This is a genomic window from Mycobacterium sp. PDNC021 (assembly GCF_048282635.1).
Lineage (GTDB): Bacteria > Actinomycetota > Actinomycetes > Mycobacteriales > Mycobacteriaceae > Mycobacterium > Mycobacterium llatzerense.
Map to the genome: position 1 here is coordinate 206,909 of NZ_CP182502.1, position 19,095 is coordinate 226,003.

The window sequence follows — 19,095 nt, forward strand, 5'->3', positions numbered from 1 at the left end:
TTGAGTCGCTACCTGATGCGTCGGCGTGGTCAGAGCGGGCGCGGTCGATGCGGCGACGCGCCCACGAGCTCCGCCGCGACCTCGATGAGGCCAAGTTCCTGATCGATCGCTTGCATGCCCGATTCCCCTGCATCGACACAGCGGGCGCCTCGGCGGATACGCCCTCACCAAGTTATTGAGAACCCTCATTGACAATTGCTCCCAGATGGTTAACAGTGCTAAGCGTCTCCGATGAAAGGCGCACCATGAGCACGCCAGACCAGCTCAACGAGCTCGGCTACTACGCCGTCACTCGACACCCGGCCGACACCCGGGTGGTGCTGCCCGAGGCCCGGGCGGCCGAGGCGCTCGGGCTGGGCTCCTGCCACATCGGCGAGCGCTTCACCGTGAAGGACGCCGGCGTCCTCAGTGGCGCGGTGGCGGGCGCAAGTACGACGCTGGGCATCGCGCCGTCGACCAATCACCACACCCGGCACCCCACCGTGACCGCGACCATCGGGTCGACGATGCACGCCCTGACCGAGGGCCGGTTCGCCATGGCGTTCGGCCGCGGGATGGGACCGTACTGGCAGGCGATCGGGCTGCCGGTGGTCACCGAGGCCCGCCTGCGCGACTTCTTCGGCATCCTGCGCCGGCTCTGGGCCGGCGAAATGATCCTCGATCACGATGGCCCGGCCGGGAAATGGCCCATGCTGCGCCACGTGAACGGCCTCGAGGACGGGCCGCCGATCGGCCTGGTGGCCGTCGGCCCGAAGACCATGGAGCTCGCCGGCGAGATCGCCGATTTCGTTGTGCTGCACACCTTTTTCTCGGACGAAGCGACGAAGAAGTCGGTTGCCGCGGTGCGCCGGGGCGCTGAGAAGGCAGGCCGGGACCCCGACAGCGTCCGCATCTGGGCATGTCTGGCGACGGTCCCCGATGCGTTGTCCGAGGACGACCGGATCCGGCGTGGTGTCGGGCGGCTCGCGACCTATCTGCAGGCCTATCCGGATGTGCTGGTCTCGGCCAATGGCTGGGATCGAGCGACGTGGGACCGTATCCGCCAATCCGACCTGTTCACCGATGCGGCCACTGCCGGACCCATCGATGCCAGTGCGTCGTTCGAGACGCTGCAGCGGATCGCGGAGTTGATCCCCACCGAATGGCTGGACGCCGTCGCCAAGGGCTCGCCACAGGATTGCGCGAAAACCATTGCCCGCCAGTATGATCTGGGCGTGCACTCGGTGATCATGCACGGGGCCAGCCCGCACGAACTCGCCCCGGTGGTCGAGGCCTACCGCGCCGACCGGCCGACGCTGCACCGTGCGGTCGCGGCGAATCCCGGTCGATTTGCCTGAGCACGCGGCCCGGGATTCCCCGCAGGCGGCCCTTGCCCGGGAGCAGTGGCAGGCCGTCGTCACCCAGTCGGGTGCCGGCACCAAGCTGAACAAACGCGGCCTGGAAACCAGGGCGCGCCTGCTCGACGTCGCCATCCGCTGTCTGGCCGACAGCGGTGGCGAGCCGGTGTCGGCGAACCGCATCGCCAAGGATGCGGGCGTCACCTGGGGCACGGTGCAGCACCAGTTCGCCGACCTCGACGGACTCTGGGTTGCGGTCATCACCGAAATCCATTCCCGCAGTTGGTCTTCCGGCCCGGAAACGCCGCGCAGCGGCACCTTGCGGGAGCGGGTGGAAGGGGCCATCGAATCCGTCTGGCGCTACTTGGACACCGCGGAGGGACGGGCTCTGACCGCACTGCGCACGTCACTGCCGGCGCGGCGTTCCGATATCGCTGCCGAATACCCGTGCACCGCAGCGGCTTTCGCGGCCCGTGAGCTCGACTGGATACAGGGTTTCGACTATCTGATGGACGGGCTCGACGTCGACCCGGACCAGTTGCATCGCGTGCGATGCCTGCTGCCCGCTGCGATCCGCGGTCTCAGCAACGAACGGCAGATCGGTTTCACCTCGGATCTCGACGTCGCCCGCTCGGCGCTGACCGATGCCGTCGTCGCGTTGCTGACCCAGCCGCGACGGTAGTGGCAAACCATACGGAGATATTTTCCTAGGTCCGCCGGACTGTTCGCTGATAGCATCTGACCTGCATGTTTTTGCACCGTGTGGCTAATCGGAGGCTGCCATGGCTAGCGAAAAGTTGAACCGGACCGTGACGTTGTCGTTGGTGGCGCTGGCTGCCACCACGGGTGTCACGTTGGCCACCGCTTCGTCGGCCGCGGCCGCGCCGGCAACCTGCGAAACAGGCTGCGACGTCGGCGGCATCAATACCGCACCGCCCCCGTTCCTGAAGTTGAACGCGCCATTCATCAAGTTCTGGAACATGCAGAAGGTGAACTTCCCGTTCATCAAGTTCGACAACCTGCAGAAGTTCGACAACTTGCAGAAGGTCAACGTCTTCCAGAAGTTCAACGTGTTCCAGAAGATCACTGGCGCACCATCGCTTTCGATCACCAACCCGTTCCACAAGTGACCGAAGCCGGCGCACGACTGGTCGATTGCGCCGCAGACCTCGGCAAGGTGCTCGCTTCCGCGCGCTACTCACCGAGCGGGCTCGGCAGCGGCCGCATCGCGCCGAATCCCCTTGAGGCGGTTGTGCTGGCCCACCGCCTGGGCTCCGATCCACTGGCCACCCTGGTCAACCTGTTCCTGGCCGGTTCGAAGGTGCCCACCGCCGACGCAGCGGGGGCGCTACACCCACTGAACATCGACGACCTGGTCGACGCCTGCCTGCTCACGCGCAGCGACGACGACGTGCGGGCGACCATGTGCATCGGTTGGGCCGACGACGCGCTCGTCGCCCACGACTGGCAGGACGGGCGCCCGACCGGCCGGGAACACGTCGTCGCCGTCGCGCAGGCGTCCATGACGTTGGCCGACCTCACCGTGCGCCTCCCCGACGTCGATGCGCTCGACGTCGGCACCGGCGGTGGTGTGCAGGCGTTCCAAGCCGCCGACCACGCTGCCCACGTGACAGGTACCGACGTAAACACCCGAGCATTGCGGCTGGCCGAGTTCGGCGCGGGACTCAACGGCCTGTCCAATGTCAGCTGGCGCGAAGGCAGCCTGCTGGAACCCGTCGGCGATCAGACTTTTGACCTGATCACGGTGAATCCGCCTTTCATCATCTCGCCCGACAACACCTACCTGTGGCGCGACGCCGGTCAGGCGGCCCGCAAGCCCGGCAGCCTGGGCCAACAGCTGGTGCACGACATCGTGCCGCGGCTGCGCACCGGCGGCTGGGCCACCATGCTGGCGAGTTGGCCACATCCGGCGGACGGCGATTGGGTGGCGCCGGTCCGCTCGTGGTTGGCGGAATCAGGTTGCGACGCTTGGGTTCTGCGGTTCGCGACGCATGATCCCATCGAGCATGCCGAGACCTGGCTGGTGCAGAGTGTGCACGCAACCGCCGATTTCGCGGCCGCTCTCGATCGCTGGCTGGCGTTCTATCGCGACCAGGGCATCGAGGCGCTGACGACCGGCGCAATCATCATGCAGCGCAATGACACTCGGACCGAGCACCTGTGGACCGACGAAATGCCGGGCTCCCCCACGGGGTCGGCCAGTGATCAGATTCAACGGGTGTTCGCGCACCGGCGACGGCTGGCCCAGCTGACCGATGAGGACCTGCTCGACGCGGTGCTGACGCCGCTGCCCGGTAACCGGTTGGACCAGACGTTGTCCCGTGGGGACGGCGGGTACGAACCGGCGCCGACACAGCTGTGGACCCTACCTGGGCTCAGCGTGTGCGCCACCGTATCTCCGGTGGCGCTCCCTGTGGTGCTCGAGCTCGACGGGCGACGGCCGCTGCGCGACCTCATTGTCGCAGCAGCGGACGCCACCGGCTTCGCCTCCGATCAGATCAGGGCCGATGCCCTCAGCACGGCCACCCGACTGATCGAGCTGGGCCTGGTCGACTGGAACTGACTGTCATTCAACGACATCAGCAGTCGCCGGCCCGAACAGGTACAGATGATCGAGTACCGGCGCCGGGTCTCCGGACCAGGCCATGGCCGCCATCTGGCTGCGGCTGCGCCGCCCCGTGCGCCAGCGGATCGATTCGAATCGCGTGGTCTTCAGATCGATCGCCGGGTCCCCATCCGGACCGCAGCGGTACTCACCGTCCTCGACGATCACCCGCACCGGCACCGGCGTCTCCAGCATGCGCAGCAGTTGATCGGACGCACTCTGCACCCCAGCGGAATCCCGCACACCCGGCCGGCCGAGCGCGTCCCGGATGTCGTGTTCGTGGACGACGATGTCGCCGAGGGGCGGGGCGATGCCCTCCCGGGCCAGCCGCGGCATTTCCGTTGCCGCTTCGCCCCAGGCCCGCAGGATGTCGTCCACGCCGCGCCCGTCGAACCGGGCCACTTGAGCTGCCGTCTGCGCGTCGGTGGGCGGTGCGGCCGGGCGGCCCGCAGCCCAGTCCTGTGCGACTCCGGCCATATGTGCCAGTACATCCCGCACCGACCAGCCAGGGCAGGCGGCGACCGCCGCCTCTGCCGAAGTACCTGGCGCACTGACCAATTCGATGATGCGGTCCAGGGTCTGCTGGTACAGCACCGCAAGTTCGGATTCATCGCTCACAGGAGTCGCACCCTTCTACGCGCGGCGGACGGGGATCATCGGGCTTGCTGGGGTCGGGGTCGCCGAACCAGCGGGAGGGTTGGTGCTCGCCGTAGGTGTCGTGCCAGTCCCACCATTCGTAGGGCGCGTCCTGCGGATATCCGGGTGGGGAGTCTTCCCAGGTCTCCTGCCGGCCCAGCGCCGTCATGTCGAGGTAGCTCCACGAGCTGCCCAGCGCTTCGTCGCCGCGGCTGTTGATGAAGTAGGTGCGGAAGACGGCGTCGCCATCCCGGATGAAGGCGTTGGTGCCGTGCCACTCGTGCACGCCGAAGTCGACGTCGAAGTCGTCGGCGATGGTGTACCAGGGCATCTTCCAGCCCATCCTGGCCGTCATCCGCGCGATGTCGGGCTGCGGCGCGCGCGACGCGAATGCCAGCGTGGTGTCGCGAGCGTTCAGATGCGCGACGTGTCCCACGTTGTCGGCGATCATCGAACAGCCGCGGCACGCATGCTCGGGCCAGCCTTTCACGCCTTCCTCGAAAAACGCCCGGTAGATGACGAGTTGCCTTCGCCCACCGAACAATTCGGTCAGGCTCAGTTCGCCGTCGGGTCCGATGAACGTGTAGTCCTTGGTGACCGGCGTCCAGGGCATGCGGCGGCGCATCGCGGCCAGTTGGTCCCGCTGCCGGGTCGATTCTTTCTCCGCAACGAGCATTTTCTCGAGCGCGGCGTCCCACTCGGCCGCTGTCACGATTTCGGGTTTCTGCATGGTGTTCCTCCTCTACAGAATCATTAAACAACTTTGTTGAACATCTCTATTCCAGCAGAGCATGATCCATCGCTATAGTCAACAAGATGGTTGAAGATCAACTGCTGGATCGGGCCTATGCCGCCCTGGCCGATCCGACGCGACGATGGCTGCTGGAGACGCTGCGGCAAGGCGATGCGCGCATCACCGATCTGGCCGCACCGTTGCCGATGACGTTCGCCGGCGTCTCCCGCCATATCGGCGTGCTGGAATCGGCGGGCCTGGTGCAACGCGATGTCCGCGGCCGGGAACGATGGGTGTCCCTGCGCCCCGATGGGCTGACCGTGGCGCAGCAGTGGATCAACGAACAATCCAACTTCTGGTCGGTGCGGGCAGACGCCCTCGCTGACCGCTTGCGCCGCAAAGGAAATGGCCAATGACAGAGCCCGTCACCGTACGCGTCCAGCGCATCATGCCGGCGGTGCCGGACGTGGTGTTCGGCGAATGGCTGGATGTCGAGTCACTGGCGGACTGGATGTGTCCGCGCCCCGACCGCTGTGTCGCCATCACCGTCGAGCCGCACGTCGGGGGCAAGCTGCAGTTCGACGTCGAACACTCCGGCAGCCTCGTTCTGATCATCGGGCGCTTCCTGGAGATCGACCGCCCGCGTCTGCTTCGTTTCACGTGGAGCAATTCGAACTGGCCCGATCCGACAATGGCCAGCGTCGTCAACGTCACCTTCGAACCCCACGGCGAGGGCGAGACGCTGATGGCGATCGAGCACTCCCTGCTGCCGGCTCACGAGCAGGAGAATTTCCACAACGGCTGGGCACTCACCGCCGAACAGTTGGAGACAGTGCTGCGTTCTCGGTGAAATGGAATTGATGCGATGAAAATGCGCGCGAGCGGAAGTTTCAACACTGGGCCCACCTGTCGCATATACCTGTGACGCCATTGCACCAGTACGAATATTTCGACTAGGCATGCCTTTGAAGCAGGCTGGTCCGCCATGTCGTGCATTGAATTCCAGCCCGACTTCTTGCCAAGGCGGTGGCTCGATGGTGGAGCCGGACCAAGCGCGGCAACCGGCTGGCCGCCATCCACGCAGCTTCGGCGTTTGCGGCAGCTACGGCAGCCCGGCACCGCGCCAGCTACCCGGAATTGAGCGGCGGAATAATTCTCGCCGTCAATTCCTTCAATATGGCAGTAGTTTGCTCGCAATTTCCATCGCCTGCGGTTTTGCGGCACGACACCATCCAATAAGGCAGTCTCCGAAATTAGCTTCCCGAAAATCGGGCAGGTGAGCACAGTTGCCGCGGCCGTAAATTTCTGATTTCCGGTGGTCGAATACCCTTTGCCTCCGGCCCAACACGCGGGATAATTCCCTGACCGCACCCGTGAGAGGGGACGCATCGTGGGCGGACTGGGTGCATCGTTTCAGTCGACGAAAACGTCGCGCCCGCAGCTCCCAGGCCACCCCGGCCGTACCCACCTGCCGTCCCGCCCACGGTCACCGGCCGACGCACTGCGGTCCATCCACTCCCGAATCGGCAACCAGTCGACCGCGGGCGTCCTCGCCAAACACCGAACCGATGCCCCGGACCACCCCCGCGAACGTGAAGCTGACGCGTTCGCCGACTCGGTGCTCGCCGCGGCGCCGGCCGGCCCTTCCTGTGCGTGCGAAGCAAGCGGCACACCCTGCGAGCACTGCGCCGCGTCGACTGCCGGCCGCCCACTTGATCCCGCGGTCCAATCTGCCTTCGGCAAGGTCGGCGTCGACACCACCCACGTCCGGGTCCACACCGGCGCAGAAGCGGCCCGCACCGCCGATGACCTCGATGCCCGCGCGTTCACGGTCGGATCCGATGTCTCCTTCGCTGCGGGCGCCTACCAGCCAGACACCACGGACGGGCTGCGCCTCGTCGCCCACGAGGTGGCGCACACGCTGCAACATGCCCAGACCGGTGAGACGCGAATCAACCGAACCCCCTCCGGCGCCGGGTCGAAGGTGCCCGACAAGCAGGCCGACGCGGGCCCCTGCGGCGTCGACGCGGCGGCGCTGTCCAACGACGGACTGCTCCTGCAACTCAACCGTGCCCGCATCTATCTGACCGACCACGAATGGGGCGAGGACGCCACCTACGACTGGGCGAATCTGATGCGCCGGCTCAGCGCACAACGCCGCCGGCGGGCGACAGGCGGCGACGCGTGGCTCGCGCAGCGCGGGCTAGCCGCCACCCCTCCGGTGCTGTATTCGCTGGAACCGTCCGGCGTAATGGGTATCGCGGTGCGCACCGCCGACTCCGGTGAGGCGGCCAACCGCACCGCACCCACCGGCGCACTCACTCTGACCCCAGAGCAATTCGATGTGTTCTTGGCGCGCAACGGAATACCGCAAGTAGACGCCGCCAGCTACTTCGGCAGCCGCGATCCCAAAGCCAACGAAGCGCTGAACCTGACGCTGCCCGCACGTCCCCGTCAGGAGCTGGTGCCCAATGACACCGGCCCGGCATTGCCGTTCGGCCCACCGAACACGTTGGGCACCAACACGTTCGACACGTCGTTCGCCTTCGGCGCCAACGCGTCCCCCTTCACGGCCCCCGGCTGGCACAACACCACGGTCATTCCCACCGCTGCGACCACGCTGCGCGACGTCGCCGACTCTCCGTCGAGCGTGACCTCCGGTGGGCCCGAGCGACTGTTCCGGCCCGCTGGTGCAACCAGACGGGGTCCCCAAATCCTGATCAGCCCATACGGGTTCCTCACCATCGGAGGGCCGCCGTCTGCCGGTTCCGGCAGCGTCGACCTACCGGCGGGCGGCGGAGTGGACTTCTCGACCATGACGCCCACCGGACCGAGTTTCGGCGACCTGTTCGCGCCCAGCTCTGGCAAGCCGCTCAAGTTCCGCAGCCAGGCCAAGGCCGCGCGAGGAGCATTCGAATCGGGCCTGCTCGACCCAAGCAGCGGCCAACTAGGCCTGCACACCCACGGCGTCGCCAGCACCATCCGCGACGAGTTCGGCATGACCGGAAAGCAACTCGAATCGGCGCACGTTTTACCGAACGACGTTCTGGAGACCCTTGGGCTGAGCGGTGATTCAGGACTGGCCGCCCTGGCGCCCAAGGAAGTGAACTCCGCGATCGACCGGCAGTGGAAGGCAGCGTGGAAGCGCGCCAAAGCCAACGGAGAGCAACTCACCGTCGCCGACGTCCACGACATCGTGCGGCGGTCGTTCGCGAACGCGCCGGACAACGTGGTCAACCCGAAGATGAAAGGCACCCTGCAGTTCGCGCTCGAGTACCAGATCTACAGCCGGATGGGGTTGGCCCCCAACGATGTGGTGCTGTCCGGCACACCGCGCCCGGCCGGACCGGCATCCACACCCGTCGTCGAGCCGGGCCCGTCCATCGGACCCGACGGCCGCGTCGCCGTACCCGGCGAGCCCGCCGGCGGCATGCGCCCCGGCATGAAGTCGGGCCTGGCCGGTGCGAGCTTGATGCTCCTCGGCGACCTATGGTCCAGCCAGCACGGGGCCAACCCGAATTACCTGGCGGACACCGGAATTGGCTACGCCTCCGGTGAGGCGCAGACGTTCCTCGAGTCCGCCGCGCAGCCCTATCTGACCCGGACCCTGGCCAGCGCCGGCCTCAGTGACGCGGCGTCCGGAGTCGGCGGCAAGCTGGCCGGCAGTGCCGGCGCGGCGTTCGTCATCGCGCCCATCACGACCGGCCTGCAGATGTATTGCAGCGACGAGAAGTACACGACCATCGACTACGAGGCGAAGATGAGCCGTTCGACGGTCGGAGCTCTGGGCGGCGCACTCGCCGCCGGTGGTTACGGCGCGCTGGCCGGCAGCGAGGTGCCCGGGCCGGGCAATGCGGTCGGGTTCATCGTCGGCTTCGGCGGGTATCTGCTGACCGACTGGCTCGTCGGCGACGAAGTCGAAGACGCGGTACGCAACCTCGCCGGTGAGCAAGGCTGTACCGGCGGCATCGGGCCCGGGAAATAGTCAGGCCGCCGCCATGAGCAACGAGATATGCCTATGCCCACTGCGTTTTCAGCTGTTCGGCCGATTCCAGATGTCCGGGCCGCACACCCCCGATCCTGCGCACCGTCCGCCGCGCAGGATGCTCGAAGTGCTGTGTTTTCTGCTGCTCGTCGCACCCAAGGCCCACCACCGCGAGCAACTGGCCGACCTCTTGTGGGGCGAGTCCGACTCACTCAACGCGCGAAAACACCTGCGGCAGGCCGTCTGGCACCTGCAGACCGAGCTGACCACCCTGGCCGGTCCGGAGGCCGGCACGCTACTGCGCATCGACAGCGAATGGCTCCAGGTCGACGCGGACGCGCGCTGGTGGACCGACGCCCGTGAACTGCGCGAAGCTCACGAGCGGGTCCGCAACCGGTGCGGCGCCGACCTCGACGCCGCTGACGTCGCGGCGACCCGCAAGGCCGTCGAACTGTATCGGGGCGAGCTGCTCGAGGGCTGGTACCAGGACTGGTGCATTCACGAGCGCGAGCGCTACCGTGCCATGCGCCTAGCCCTGCTGGAGAAGCTGCTCAGCCACGCCGAACACGCGCACAGCTGGGACGAGGCGTGTACCTACGCCGAGACGATCCTCGAAGAAGACCGCGCCCACGAGCGCACCCACCTGCGCCTGATGCGCATCCACGTCGCCCGCGGTGACCGCACCGGCGCCATCCGTCAGTACGCCGCCTGCCGCGACGCGCTGCAGCAAGAGTTCGCCGTCGAGCCCGGTCCTGACGTCGTCGCCGTGTACGAGCAAGCGCGCGAAGGACATTCGCTGCGGATCGCCGACATCATCTCCACCGACGACGCCGACGAATGGTGGTGGGACTGGCGGCTCGGGAACGGGCCGGGGCACCGACCCGAACTCGTGGTGCCGAAAACCCTCGACACCGACGAACTGACCGAGCTGTACGCATCGCTACGCCAGACAGCGGCGCTCATCGCGCGCCACCTGGGCTCGCCGAGCACCTAGCCCACGGGAAAGACGCTGCCGAGACGCCGCTGAGACGGCCGCGACCCACCCACGCTGATACTCCTTGTCCGAAGAGGAGGTCACCGTGGTCGCCGCCCATTCGTTCCTGGTCCGGGTATGGAGCGAATACCGCAGCGCCCAGGGTCGGGCCATCCCCCGCGGCCACATCGTCCATGTCCTCGACGACGCCCGCGCACCTGTGTCCGCGTTCATCGACATCGTCGGCTTCATCGAGTCCTACCTCAGCGATGCGCCCGACCCCGATGCGAACGAGTCGGCGCCATGAGCGACTACACCGGCATCCGCGAAACCAGCCTCACCCTCAAGGACCGGCTCACCCAGGCGTTCGTCGACGACCCGCAACTCAACTCGCTGTTCACCGCGATGAACTACAAGGTCAGTCTCAAATCGCCCAAGGAGATGCGCACCGGCAGCCCACCTGAGAAGGGGCTTTCGGTCTGGCTCTACCAACTCGAACGCAGCGCCGAGCTGACCAACCGCCCCGTCGTCCGGATCAGCCCCACCGAGCTGCGCCGCCCACCGCTACCCATCAATCTGCACTACCTGTTCACCCCGATCGCCGAGCACACCGAGACCGAACAGGTCATCATCGGCAAGGTCCTGCAGGTGCTCAACGACGGCACCACCGTCGCGCCCGACCCCGCCCGACCCGAGCTACGGGAGACCCTCCGGATTTCGCTGGAAACCCTTGACCTGGAATCGATCACCCGGGTGTGGACCGCACTGGAAGCGCCCTACGAGCTGTGTATGAGCTACCTCGTGCACGTCGTCGACGTCGAATCGGGCGATCAGCCGGCCCAGACGGCCGCGGTCCTCGATCGCGAAACCAGCTACGAGCAGGTGCTGGACCCGGTGGCGCCATGAGACGGCAACTGACCCTGGGCGATCTCACCGCCACCGTCGCCGACGAGGCCCGGCTCGGGTTCCTCGCGCTGATCACCGGGCGCGTGGTCGACGACCTGACGACCCCCGCCCTCGACCTGCCCAAGCCCGGGCCGGCACAGATAATCGCGCGGCTGCGGGGCGTCGACCCGACCGGCCCAGGCGAGGCCCGCCGCTTCTCGATCATCGCAGGCGCCGGTGGCCTGTTCGGCGTCGCCGCCGAAAACGACTGGGCCCTGGCACAACTCACCGCCGTTGCCCGCATAGTCGACCTCACGATCGGCGCCCCCGGCTTCCTGCCGGTCACCCGCAGCGTGAACATCCCGGCCGGTGCCGCCTTCCCAATTCCCTTGCCCGACATCCGGTTACGCCGCCCCGCCGTCCGCCTCCGCGGACGACTGATGTCCACAGGTGGCCCGGTCCCGGTACCGCTGCCCGGTCGCACCATCGCGGTCACCGCACCCGCCGGGCTGACGGGATTCCACACCCCGACCGGCTGGGCGCACGCCACCGGCACTCCGATCGTCCCGCTGACCGTCACCCTCGTCGGGCCCGACCTGGCACTGAGGGGCGACGTGTTCCCCGGCGACACCCAGCTGCGCCTGGGCCGGCGCACCAACCTGGCCGTCGGCAGCCTCATCCACCTCGGCACCGCCGATGACGACCTCGTGCGGGTGGCGGCACTCACCGGTCCGGCCACCTTGACCGACCCCGGCACCGCGGTTCTGGCGACTCCGATCACCCGGGTGCATCGCGCCGGCGCGCCCGCCCAGCGCGCGACCGTCGTCGCCAGCGGCCCGTCCGCCACCACCATCACCGGCACCGACGCCGCCGCATTGATCACCCTTGTCGATCACCCCGAACGGCTGCCCGACGGCGCCGCCTGCCGCATCGACGACACCGACCCCACCCGCGTCGAGTACCGCAGCACCCAGGCACCCAGCGCTACCACGGACGCGGCCGGCTACTACCGCACCGGACCGGTCGGCGCGGCCCGAACTGCCACCGTGACGGTCACGCCCTCGGCGCCGCCCGTCGCGGTCACCGTCGTCCTGCGCTACGACCAGCCCGACAACGTCCTGAACCTCAGCGCCTGACATCCCAACCGTCACCAAAGGAGGGCTCCATGCCTGAATACCTCTCGCCCGGGGTGTACGTCGAGGAGGTCGAACTCGGCCCGCGGCCCATCGAAGGCGTCAGCACCAGCACCGCCGGCGTGGTCGGAGTCGCCGAGCGAGGCCCGGTCAATGTGCCGGTCCTCATCACCAGCGACGGTGACTACCGCCGTGTCTACGGCGGCCCGCTGCGACCCGACGACTTCCCCGACAGCTGGTACCTACCGCTGTCCATCCGCGGCTTCTTCCAGAACCAGGGCCAGCGAGCCTACGTCGTGCGCGTGGTGCCCGACGGCGCCACCAAGGCCGCCGTCGACCTCATGGGGCAAGGCAGCCCCACCGGCTTCTCGGCCACCGTGCTGGCCCAGATCCAGACCGGCGACACCCAACTGGTGGTCACCGACGACGCCGGCCTGGTCGCGGGCCAGACCCTGCGCATCGATGACGGCGCTGTCACCGAATACATCCAATTCGGGTCGGCGCTGGGTGCGCTCGACACCCTCGCCCAGGCGCTGATGTCCCCGGCCTACGCCACCGACGACTTCGCGGCGCCGCCCGCGGTACCGGTCAACGCCGAGCTGCGCGCCATCGCCGCGGCTGTCGCACCCGACGACTACGCGGGCGCGCTGGCCGTCACAGCCTCGGCCGGCAGCGACCTGATCAACGTCAACGCCCCGCCGGCCAAGGCGTTCGCGCCCGGCGACCTGTTGCAGATCGGGGTCGACGCCTACCGCGAGATCGTCACCGTCGGCGAGGTCCCCGCCGACCCCGCCGACCTGTCGCTTCGCCTGGCCACCCGGTTGGCCCGCACCCATGCCGCCGGCGTCGCGGTCGAGCGCGTCACCGCCGGCGCCCCCACCAACCAGCCGATCAACCGTCGGGTCAACCAGGGCGACGGCATGGCGTTCCTCGGCGGCCCCCCGATTCCCCCGGACTCGGTCGTCGCCTTCCTGGGCAACGGCGCACACACGTACCAGGTCGTCGGTACTCCGGCTGCGGTCGGGCTACGCCAGCCGGTGACCATCGAGCACCCGACCGGCGGCGTCGTCTCCGTGCTGACCATGGCGGCCGGGGCCGTGGTCAACTTTGCCGCCGCCGCACCGGCGGGCGCCACCGTCATCCGACTGACCGCGGTCGCCGCCACCCCCGCGGGCACCTGGCTGGCCCTGAGCAACTCCGGTCCCGGTAGCGGACCCGAATTCGCCCTGGTGCACAGCGCCGACGCCACCACCAACACCGTCACGCTGGCCCAGCCGACACGCTTCGCCCACGACGGCGCCGCCACCGCCACCGTGCAGGCACCGGCCACCCAGGCGACCACGCTGATCGAGGTACTGCGCCCCGGCAACACGACCGCCCTGCTCGGCTTCACCGTCGCCGTGCCCGCGCTGACCGGTGATGTGCTGCAGATCGGCACCCCAGGCACCGCCGGATTCGAATACCTCGAACTCGGTGCCGTGCTGACCCCGCAGGTGATCGCGCTACCGGCCGGCCCACCCGTCACGACCGTCGCCAACGGACACCGGCCGGGCGTCGGGCTGCTGGCCCGCTCCACCCTGTTCACCGTCGAAGCACTCGACGTCGGCGGCTACGGCAACGAACTTCGCGTCAAGGTCGAAGAAGAAGCAGCCGGCACGGTGCAGACCACCGTCGCCGTCACCACACCCCCCGGCGCCGACGTGCCGGTCACCTCGATCACCGGTGTCGAACCGGGCAGCCTGCTGGAAATCCTCGAAGTCAGCACCACCATCGACAGCTACGTGCTCGCCGGGTCGACCCGGATCCGGGTAGACAACCGCGCCGGCCTGCTGGTCGGCGACTGGGTCCGCGTCGGGCGCACCGACGCCGAATACGTGCGGATCGCCGCACTCCCGGCCGCCCCGACCGACGCGGTCGACGTCAACCGGCCGCTGACCCGGGACCACTCGACCGGTGAATGGGTGGACCGGATGGGCGCCGGCGGCCTACCGCGCTTGGCCGCCGTCGCCGACCGGGTCGGCACCAACTCGGTCCGCTTCGACGGGGGCGGCTTGCCGGTGCCGGTCACCGCGGGCTGGACCATCCGCAGCCGCGACTTCAAGCTGACCGTCGAATGGGTCAAACGCGGGCCCGCGAACCCGCGCAACCCCGGCCTCGACCTCATCGTCGAAACCGAGACCTACCGGCACCTCACCCTCGACAGTCGGCACAGCCAGTACGTCGGCACCGTGATCGGGCTGACCACCGGGCCGGTGCGGCTGTGGGACCGGCGGACCCACGGGCAGTCCAACCTGATCCGCGTCACCACGCCGCTGGACCCGATGCAACCGGGTCCCGACATCATCGAAGAGGTCGTGGCCGGCGGCCGGCGCCGGCCGGTGGGCCGCTACCTGTCCGGCGGAGATGACGACATCGCCGCCCTCGCCGACGCCACCTACAAGGGCAACGACAATGTCGACCCGCTGGCCCGCACCGGGTTGCAGTCACTGCGCAGCGTGGAGGACGTCGCGCTGGTCGCCATCCCCGGACGGGTCTCCACAGACCTGCAGCAAGAGGTCATCACCCACTGCGAATCCATGCACTACCGCTTCGCCGTGCTCGACGCGCTGCCCGGCACCGAATCCACCGGCGCAGGTCTGGCCGACGTGCAGGATCAGCGCCAGCAGTTCGACACCAAGTACGCCGCGCTGTACTACCCGTGGCTGCGGCTGCCCGACCCGTTCTCGGCGGTGATCTCGATGCCGCCGGACATCTCGGTCCCGCCGAGCGGGCACCTGCTCGGCGTCTACGCCCGCACCGATGTGACGCGCGGCGTGCACAAGGCCCCCGCCAACGAGGTCATCACCGGCATCACCGGCTTCCAGCGCTCGATCACCAAGGGCGAGCAGGACATCCTCAACCCTTACCCGTCCAACATCAACGTGCTGCGCGACTTCCGGGAGAACTTCCGCGGCCTGCGCAGCTGGGGTGGCCGCGTCATCACCAGCGACCCCGAATGGAAGTACGTCAACGTCCGGCGGCTGTTCATCTTCGTCGAACGCTCGCTGGAACTCGGCCTGCAATGGGTGGTCTTCGAGCCCAACGACGAGAACCTGTGGGCCCGGGTCACCCGCACCGTGTCCAACTTCCTGACCACCGTGTGGCGCAGCGGCGCACTGATGGGGTTGACCGCGGAGCAGGCCTTCTTCGTGCGCTGTGACCGCACCACCATGACCCAGGACGACATCGACAACGGGCGGCTCATCCTCGTCATCGGCATCGCCCCGACCATGCCCGCCGAGTTCGTCGTCATCCGGATCGGGCAGTGGCAGGGCGGCTCGGCCGTCGAGGAGGCGTGACCCGGCGCAGCGCGCCACGACCCAGCTCCGATCACCTGAAAGGACACACCCATGGCCGAAACGGCAACCCGGGAAGACCCGTACCGGGCCTATAACTTCATCGTCGAGATCGACTCGGTCGCGGTGGCCGGCTTCAGCGAGGTCGGCGGGCTGTCCGGCGACGGCGACGTGGTGGAGTACCGGGAGGGCACCGACCTACCGCTGACCGTGCGCAAGATGCCCGGTCTGCGCAAATACGCCAACATCACCCTCAAACGCGGCTACACCACCAGCCGGGTGTTGTGGCAGTGGCGGCTCAACGTCATCAACGGCAACGTGGAACGGCACAACGGCGCCGTGGTACTGCTGGACGAGCAGCGCACCCGGGTCGCCGAGTGGCAGTTCGAGAACGCCTGGGTGGTCAAGTACGAGGGACCGGCTCTCAACGCAAAAGGCAACGAGGTCGCCGTGGAAACCCTCGAACTCGCCCACGAGGGCCTGCGGCTCGTCTAGTGCCATGACCGCCCATCCCGCCAACCCCGGTGTCACCGTCGAACTGATCGACCGCGACGCGACCGGGATCCAGCCGCTGCGCACCGACATCGCCGGCTTCGTCGGCGTGGCGACGCGCGGTCCCGTCGGCAACGCGGTGCCGATCGGGTCGTGGCGGCAGTTCCAGTCGGCGTTCGGGGGGCTGCACCCCGACGCACGGCTGGCGGATGCGGTGAAGGGCTTCTTCGACAACGGCGGGCGCCGCGCCCACGTCGTGCGGGCCGCGGCACCCGCCGCGAGCACGGCCGTCGACCCGACAATCCCCCCGGACCCGACGGGTGCGTCGACGGTCATCGTGCCGGCCCCGGGGTTTGTCGCCGGTGCGGTGGCCAACGTGACCCTGACCAAGGCACCGGTGGCCGTCACCGTGAGCCTGGCCGGCGTCGATTCAGGCAGCTCGACGCTGACCTGGGCCACCCCGCTGCCGGGCGGCATCGCCGACCTGTGGACCGACCGCCCGGTGATCGTCACCGCCGCCGACGGCGCCGCCACCGCCACCGCGGACGGCGCCACCCAGCCGCACGACCACAGCGCGCTGATCGTGCGCTCGGTAGGCGGCTTCCGGGTAGGTCAGCAGATCGAGCTGTTGCAGACCGAGCGTTCCCGCACCGTCCCCCGGCGCATCATCGACGTCCTCGACGGTGGCCGCCGACTGGTGTGGGAGCAGGCTCTGCCACCCGACTTCGCGGCCGATCCCGCATTGACGTTGGCCACCGGGTCCGCCTGCGCCAGTGCGGTATTCGCCAACGAATCCGGCGACCCGCTGTTCGAGGTGACGGCCTCGTCGCCCGGTATCTGGGGCAACACCGCCACTGTCCTGGTCCGCTGCGCCGACGGCGCCGGCACCGCCACCCCGGACGGCGTGGAGCAACCCGCCGACCGCACCGCCACGCGGGTTCTCGACGTCAGCGGGTTCTCGCGGGGTGACCTGGTGCGGATCACCCAGCCCGGCCGCCCGGGCCGGCCCGCCCACGCCGTCGTCTCCGCCGTCGACGCGCAACGGCGGGAACTGATCTGGCAGCACCCCGACCCGATCCGTCGCACCGAGTGGGATGGCACGCTGCCCGGCGCGATCGACCATCGCCTGCCGATGGTCGTCGTTCGCCTGGACCTCACCGTCGGAGTCGAGGTCAGCAACGCACTGCGCGCCTCCTACGGGCGGCTGTCGCTGCTGGCCGAACATCAGCGCTACGCGCCGCCGATCGTGGCCGCCGGGCCCGAACCGCTGATCACGCTGACCCCGCTGGACGCCGCGACGACGCCGTCGCCCCGGCCCGACCCCGCCGCCGCGCTGGTTCCCGGCCTGCGCGCACAGCCCCTCGTCGGCGGTGGCGACGGGCTCGCCGCCATCACGGCCGTCGACCTCACCGGCCCTGTGGCCGGGCCCGCCTACGGCATCGCCGCGTTGGCCGCCGTCAACGAGATCGCGATCCTGGTCGCACCCGACGCGCACCTGCGGCCCGGCCCGGTCCCGGCCTACCTGCCGCCCCCACCACCGCCCGACCCCTGCGACCCGTGCGTCCGCGCCGAGGCCGCCCCGCAAAACCTGCCCCCGGCGCCGGTCGAGCGGGCCCCGTGGTTCACCGACGACGACACCTACACCGTGCAGCAGGCGCTGGTGGCGCAGTGCGAGCAGCGCCGCGACCGGGTCGCGATCCTCGACGCGCCCGCGCGCGACGGGGACCCGCAGACCCAGCTCGCGATCGTGCGTGCGTGGCGCAAGCGCTTCGACACCTCGTACGCCGCGCTGTACCACCCGTGGCTGGTGACCCTCGACGGCGAACGCACCCCGGCGCAACGCCTGGTACCGCCCGGCGGCTTCCTGGCCGGTGTCTACGCGCAACTGGATCTGTCCGTCGGCGTGCACCGGGCGCCGGCCAACACCGCGCTGCGGTGGACCCACGACGTCGGCATGCACCTCACCGATGTGTTGCACGGCGTGCTCAACGACGAGGCCATCAACGCGATCCGCGCCGACGCCGGCCGCGGTATCCGCCCGATGGGCGCCCGCACGCTCAGCAGCGACACACTGTGGCGATTCGTCAACGTGCGCCGGCTGCTGGCGATGATCGAAAAGGCGCTGTGCCAACAACTTCAATGGGCGGTGTTCGAACCGGCGAACTGGATCACCCGCGAGCTGCTGCGTCTCGGCGTCGCGGGTCTACTCGAAACACTTTGGGCCACAGGCGCGCTCAACGGCGCCACCGCGGCCGAGGCGTTCTACGTGAAGTGCGACGACACCAACAACCCACCCGCCGACGTGGCCAACGGGCTACTGGTGCTGGACATCGGCGTCGCCCCCACCGCGCCGGCCGAGTTCGTGGTGCTGCGCATCGGCAAGACCCGCGAAGAGATCACCGTCCTGGACCCGGTGCTGGCGCACGGTGACGGCGCAGGAGCCAACCGATGAGCGATCTGACCCAGCCCGTGGGCAACTACAACTTCGCGGTGAGACTGCTCGACGCCGCTTCGATGTTGGTCAGCGGCATCGCCTCCCTGTTCGGCGTCACGGTGACCGCCGACGCCGGCTTCTCCGAGGTTCGTGGCCTGGAGGGCACCCTGCAGGTGCAGGAACATCCCGAGGGCGGCACCAACAACCGGGTGCTCAAGTTCCCCACCCGGATGACGTGGAGCAACATCACCCTCTCCCGTGGTGTGGGGCTGTCCAGCGAGATGTGGGACTGGTACGCCGACTACTACAACGGCCGCGGTATGCGCCGCGACGGACTGATCGTGCTGATGAACGATGCCCGCGAACCCGTCATGTTCTGGAAGTTCAAACGCGGCCTACCCGTGAAGTGGACCGGACCGCAACTGACCGGCAAGGGCAACGAGATCGCCATCGAATCGCTGGAGATCGCCCACGAAGGCCTCGAGGTGCAGCTCGGGCCCGGACTGTTCAGCCCTGTGTGAGGAAA

The 19,095-nt window shown here is 68.6% G+C and carries 17 protein-coding genes; 15 read left to right on the top strand and 2 right to left on the bottom strand.

Features of this window, described 5'->3' with window-relative positions; all coding sequences use genetic code 11:
- Positions 1–245: 245 nt before the first annotated feature.
- From ACNO8X_RS01070 to ACNO8X_RS01085, 4 genes are all read left to right on the top strand, one after another.
- Positions 246–1,337 carry a TIGR03857 family LLM class F420-dependent oxidoreductase gene (locus tag ACNO8X_RS01070; protein ID WP_418003784.1) on the top strand — a complete coding sequence of 364 codons (1,092 nt, stop codon included), beginning with the start codon at positions 246–248 and terminating at the stop codon, positions 1,335–1,337.
- Positions 1,330–2,019 (top strand): TetR/AcrR family transcriptional regulator, encoded by a 690-nt coding sequence (locus ACNO8X_RS01075; protein ID WP_418003785.1) that lies wholly within the window; start codon positions 1,330–1,332, stop codon positions 2,017–2,019. The genes ACNO8X_RS01070 and ACNO8X_RS01075 overlap by 8 nt, the downstream gene beginning before the upstream one ends.
- Before the next feature lie 100 nt (positions 2,020–2,119).
- Positions 2,120–2,467, top strand: coding sequence for a hypothetical protein (locus ACNO8X_RS01080; protein ID WP_418003786.1), 348 nt, complete (start codon positions 2,120–2,122; stop codon positions 2,465–2,467).
- Positions 2,464–3,921, top strand: a complete 1,458-nt coding sequence (locus tag ACNO8X_RS01085; RefSeq protein ID WP_418003787.1) for a methyltransferase — start codon at positions 2,464–2,466, stop codon at positions 3,919–3,921. Before ACNO8X_RS01080 ends, ACNO8X_RS01085 begins: the two co-directional genes overlap by 4 nt.
- 3 nt (positions 3,922–3,924) lie before the next feature.
- Here ACNO8X_RS01085 and ACNO8X_RS01090 read toward each other — a convergent pair whose 3' ends face one another.
- Positions 3,925–4,581: a maleylpyruvate isomerase family mycothiol-dependent enzyme gene (locus ACNO8X_RS01090; RefSeq protein ID WP_418003788.1), complete on the bottom strand. Its 657-nt coding sequence runs from the start codon at positions 4,579–4,581 to the stop codon at positions 3,925–3,927.
- Positions 4,571–5,329, bottom strand: coding sequence for a DUF899 domain-containing protein (locus ACNO8X_RS01095; RefSeq protein ID WP_418003789.1), 759 nt, complete (start codon positions 5,327–5,329; stop codon positions 4,571–4,573). Before ACNO8X_RS01095 ends, ACNO8X_RS01090 begins: the two co-directional genes overlap by 11 nt.
- A gap of 86 nt (positions 5,330–5,415) precedes the next feature.
- Between ACNO8X_RS01095 and ACNO8X_RS01100 the strand changes: the two genes are divergently transcribed.
- From ACNO8X_RS01100 to ACNO8X_RS01150, 11 genes are all read left to right on the top strand, one after another.
- Entirely contained in the window at positions 5,416–5,748 is a 333-nt protein-coding gene (locus tag ACNO8X_RS01100; RefSeq protein ID WP_043987896.1) for an ArsR/SmtB family transcription factor, read from the top strand.
- Positions 5,745–6,182 carry an SRPBCC family protein gene (locus tag ACNO8X_RS01105; RefSeq protein WP_418003790.1) on the top strand — a complete coding sequence of 146 codons (438 nt, stop codon included), beginning with the start codon at positions 5,745–5,747 and terminating at the stop codon, positions 6,180–6,182. The genes ACNO8X_RS01100 and ACNO8X_RS01105 overlap by 4 nt, the downstream gene beginning before the upstream one ends.
- A gap of 540 nt (positions 6,183–6,722) precedes the next feature.
- Positions 6,723–9,317: a DUF4157 domain-containing protein gene (locus tag ACNO8X_RS01110; RefSeq protein WP_418003791.1), complete on the top strand. Its 2,595-nt coding sequence runs from the start codon at positions 6,723–6,725 to the stop codon at positions 9,315–9,317.
- 13 nt (positions 9,318–9,330) lie between these two features.
- Complete coding sequence (locus ACNO8X_RS01115) at positions 9,331–10,311, top strand: AfsR/SARP family transcriptional regulator (protein WP_418003792.1); 981 nt, start codon at positions 9,331–9,333, stop codon at positions 10,309–10,311.
- 64 nt (positions 10,312–10,375) lie between these two features.
- Complete coding sequence (locus tag ACNO8X_RS01120; RefSeq protein WP_418003793.1) at positions 10,376–10,597, top strand: hypothetical protein; 222 nt, start codon at positions 10,376–10,378, stop codon at positions 10,595–10,597.
- Positions 10,594–11,196 carry a DUF4255 domain-containing protein gene (locus ACNO8X_RS01125; RefSeq protein WP_418003794.1) on the top strand — a complete coding sequence of 201 codons (603 nt, stop codon included), beginning with the start codon at positions 10,594–10,596 and terminating at the stop codon, positions 11,194–11,196. The genes ACNO8X_RS01120 and ACNO8X_RS01125 overlap by 4 nt, the downstream gene beginning before the upstream one ends.
- Positions 11,193–12,311 carry a hypothetical protein gene (locus ACNO8X_RS01130; protein WP_418003795.1) on the top strand — a complete coding sequence of 373 codons (1,119 nt, stop codon included), beginning with the start codon at positions 11,193–11,195 and terminating at the stop codon, positions 12,309–12,311. The genes ACNO8X_RS01125 and ACNO8X_RS01130 overlap by 4 nt, the downstream gene beginning before the upstream one ends.
- A 29-nt stretch (positions 12,312–12,340) precedes the next feature.
- Positions 12,341–15,646, top strand: a complete 3,306-nt coding sequence (locus tag ACNO8X_RS01135; protein ID WP_418003796.1) for a phage tail sheath C-terminal domain-containing protein — start codon at positions 12,341–12,343, stop codon at positions 15,644–15,646.
- A 51-nt stretch (positions 15,647–15,697) separates the two neighbouring features.
- Positions 15,698–16,138 carry a phage tail protein gene (locus ACNO8X_RS01140; protein WP_043390096.1) on the top strand — a complete coding sequence of 147 codons (441 nt, stop codon included), beginning with the start codon at positions 15,698–15,700 and terminating at the stop codon, positions 16,136–16,138.
- 4 nt (positions 16,139–16,142) lie between these two features.
- Positions 16,143–18,587, top strand: a complete 2,445-nt coding sequence (locus tag ACNO8X_RS01145; RefSeq protein WP_418003797.1) for a phage tail sheath family protein — start codon at positions 16,143–16,145, stop codon at positions 18,585–18,587.
- On the top strand, positions 18,584–19,090 hold the full coding sequence (locus ACNO8X_RS01150) for a phage tail protein (protein ID WP_418003798.1): 507 nt from the start codon (positions 18,584–18,586) through the stop codon (positions 19,088–19,090). Before ACNO8X_RS01145 ends, ACNO8X_RS01150 begins: the two co-directional genes overlap by 4 nt.
- Positions 19,091–19,095: the final 5 nt, after the last annotated feature.

What these genes read in the sequence shown, in the direction of transcription:
- ACNO8X_RS01070 (WP_418003784.1), top strand. Translation starts at nt 246, where the DNA reads ATGAGCACGCCAGACCAGCTCAACGAGCTCGGCTACTACGCCGTCACT.
- ACNO8X_RS01080 (WP_418003786.1), top strand. Translation starts at nt 2,120, where the DNA reads ATGGCTAGCGAAAAGTTGAACCGGACCGTGACGTTGTCGTTGGTGGCG.
- ACNO8X_RS01095 (WP_418003789.1), bottom strand. Translation starts at nt 5,329, where the DNA reads ATGCAGAAACCCGAAATCGTGACAGCGGCCGAGTGGGACGCCGCGCTC.
- ACNO8X_RS01100 (WP_043987896.1), top strand. Translation starts at nt 5,416, where the DNA reads ATGGTTGAAGATCAACTGCTGGATCGGGCCTATGCCGCCCTGGCCGAT.
- ACNO8X_RS01105 (WP_418003790.1), top strand. Translation starts at nt 5,745, where the DNA reads ATGACAGAGCCCGTCACCGTACGCGTCCAGCGCATCATGCCGGCGGTG.
- ACNO8X_RS01115 (WP_418003792.1), top strand. Translation starts at nt 9,331, where the DNA reads ATGAGCAACGAGATATGCCTATGCCCACTGCGTTTTCAGCTGTTCGGC.
- ACNO8X_RS01125 (WP_418003794.1), top strand. Translation starts at nt 10,594, where the DNA reads ATGAGCGACTACACCGGCATCCGCGAAACCAGCCTCACCCTCAAGGAC.
- ACNO8X_RS01130 (WP_418003795.1), top strand. Translation starts at nt 11,193, where the DNA reads ATGAGACGGCAACTGACCCTGGGCGATCTCACCGCCACCGTCGCCGAC.
- ACNO8X_RS01135 (WP_418003796.1), top strand. Translation starts at nt 12,341, where the DNA reads ATGCCTGAATACCTCTCGCCCGGGGTGTACGTCGAGGAGGTCGAACTC.
- ACNO8X_RS01140 (WP_043390096.1), top strand. Translation starts at nt 15,698, where the DNA reads ATGGCCGAAACGGCAACCCGGGAAGACCCGTACCGGGCCTATAACTTC.
- ACNO8X_RS01145 (WP_418003797.1), top strand. Translation starts at nt 16,143, where the DNA reads ATGACCGCCCATCCCGCCAACCCCGGTGTCACCGTCGAACTGATCGAC.
- ACNO8X_RS01150 (WP_418003798.1), top strand. Translation starts at nt 18,584, where the DNA reads ATGAGCGATCTGACCCAGCCCGTGGGCAACTACAACTTCGCGGTGAGA.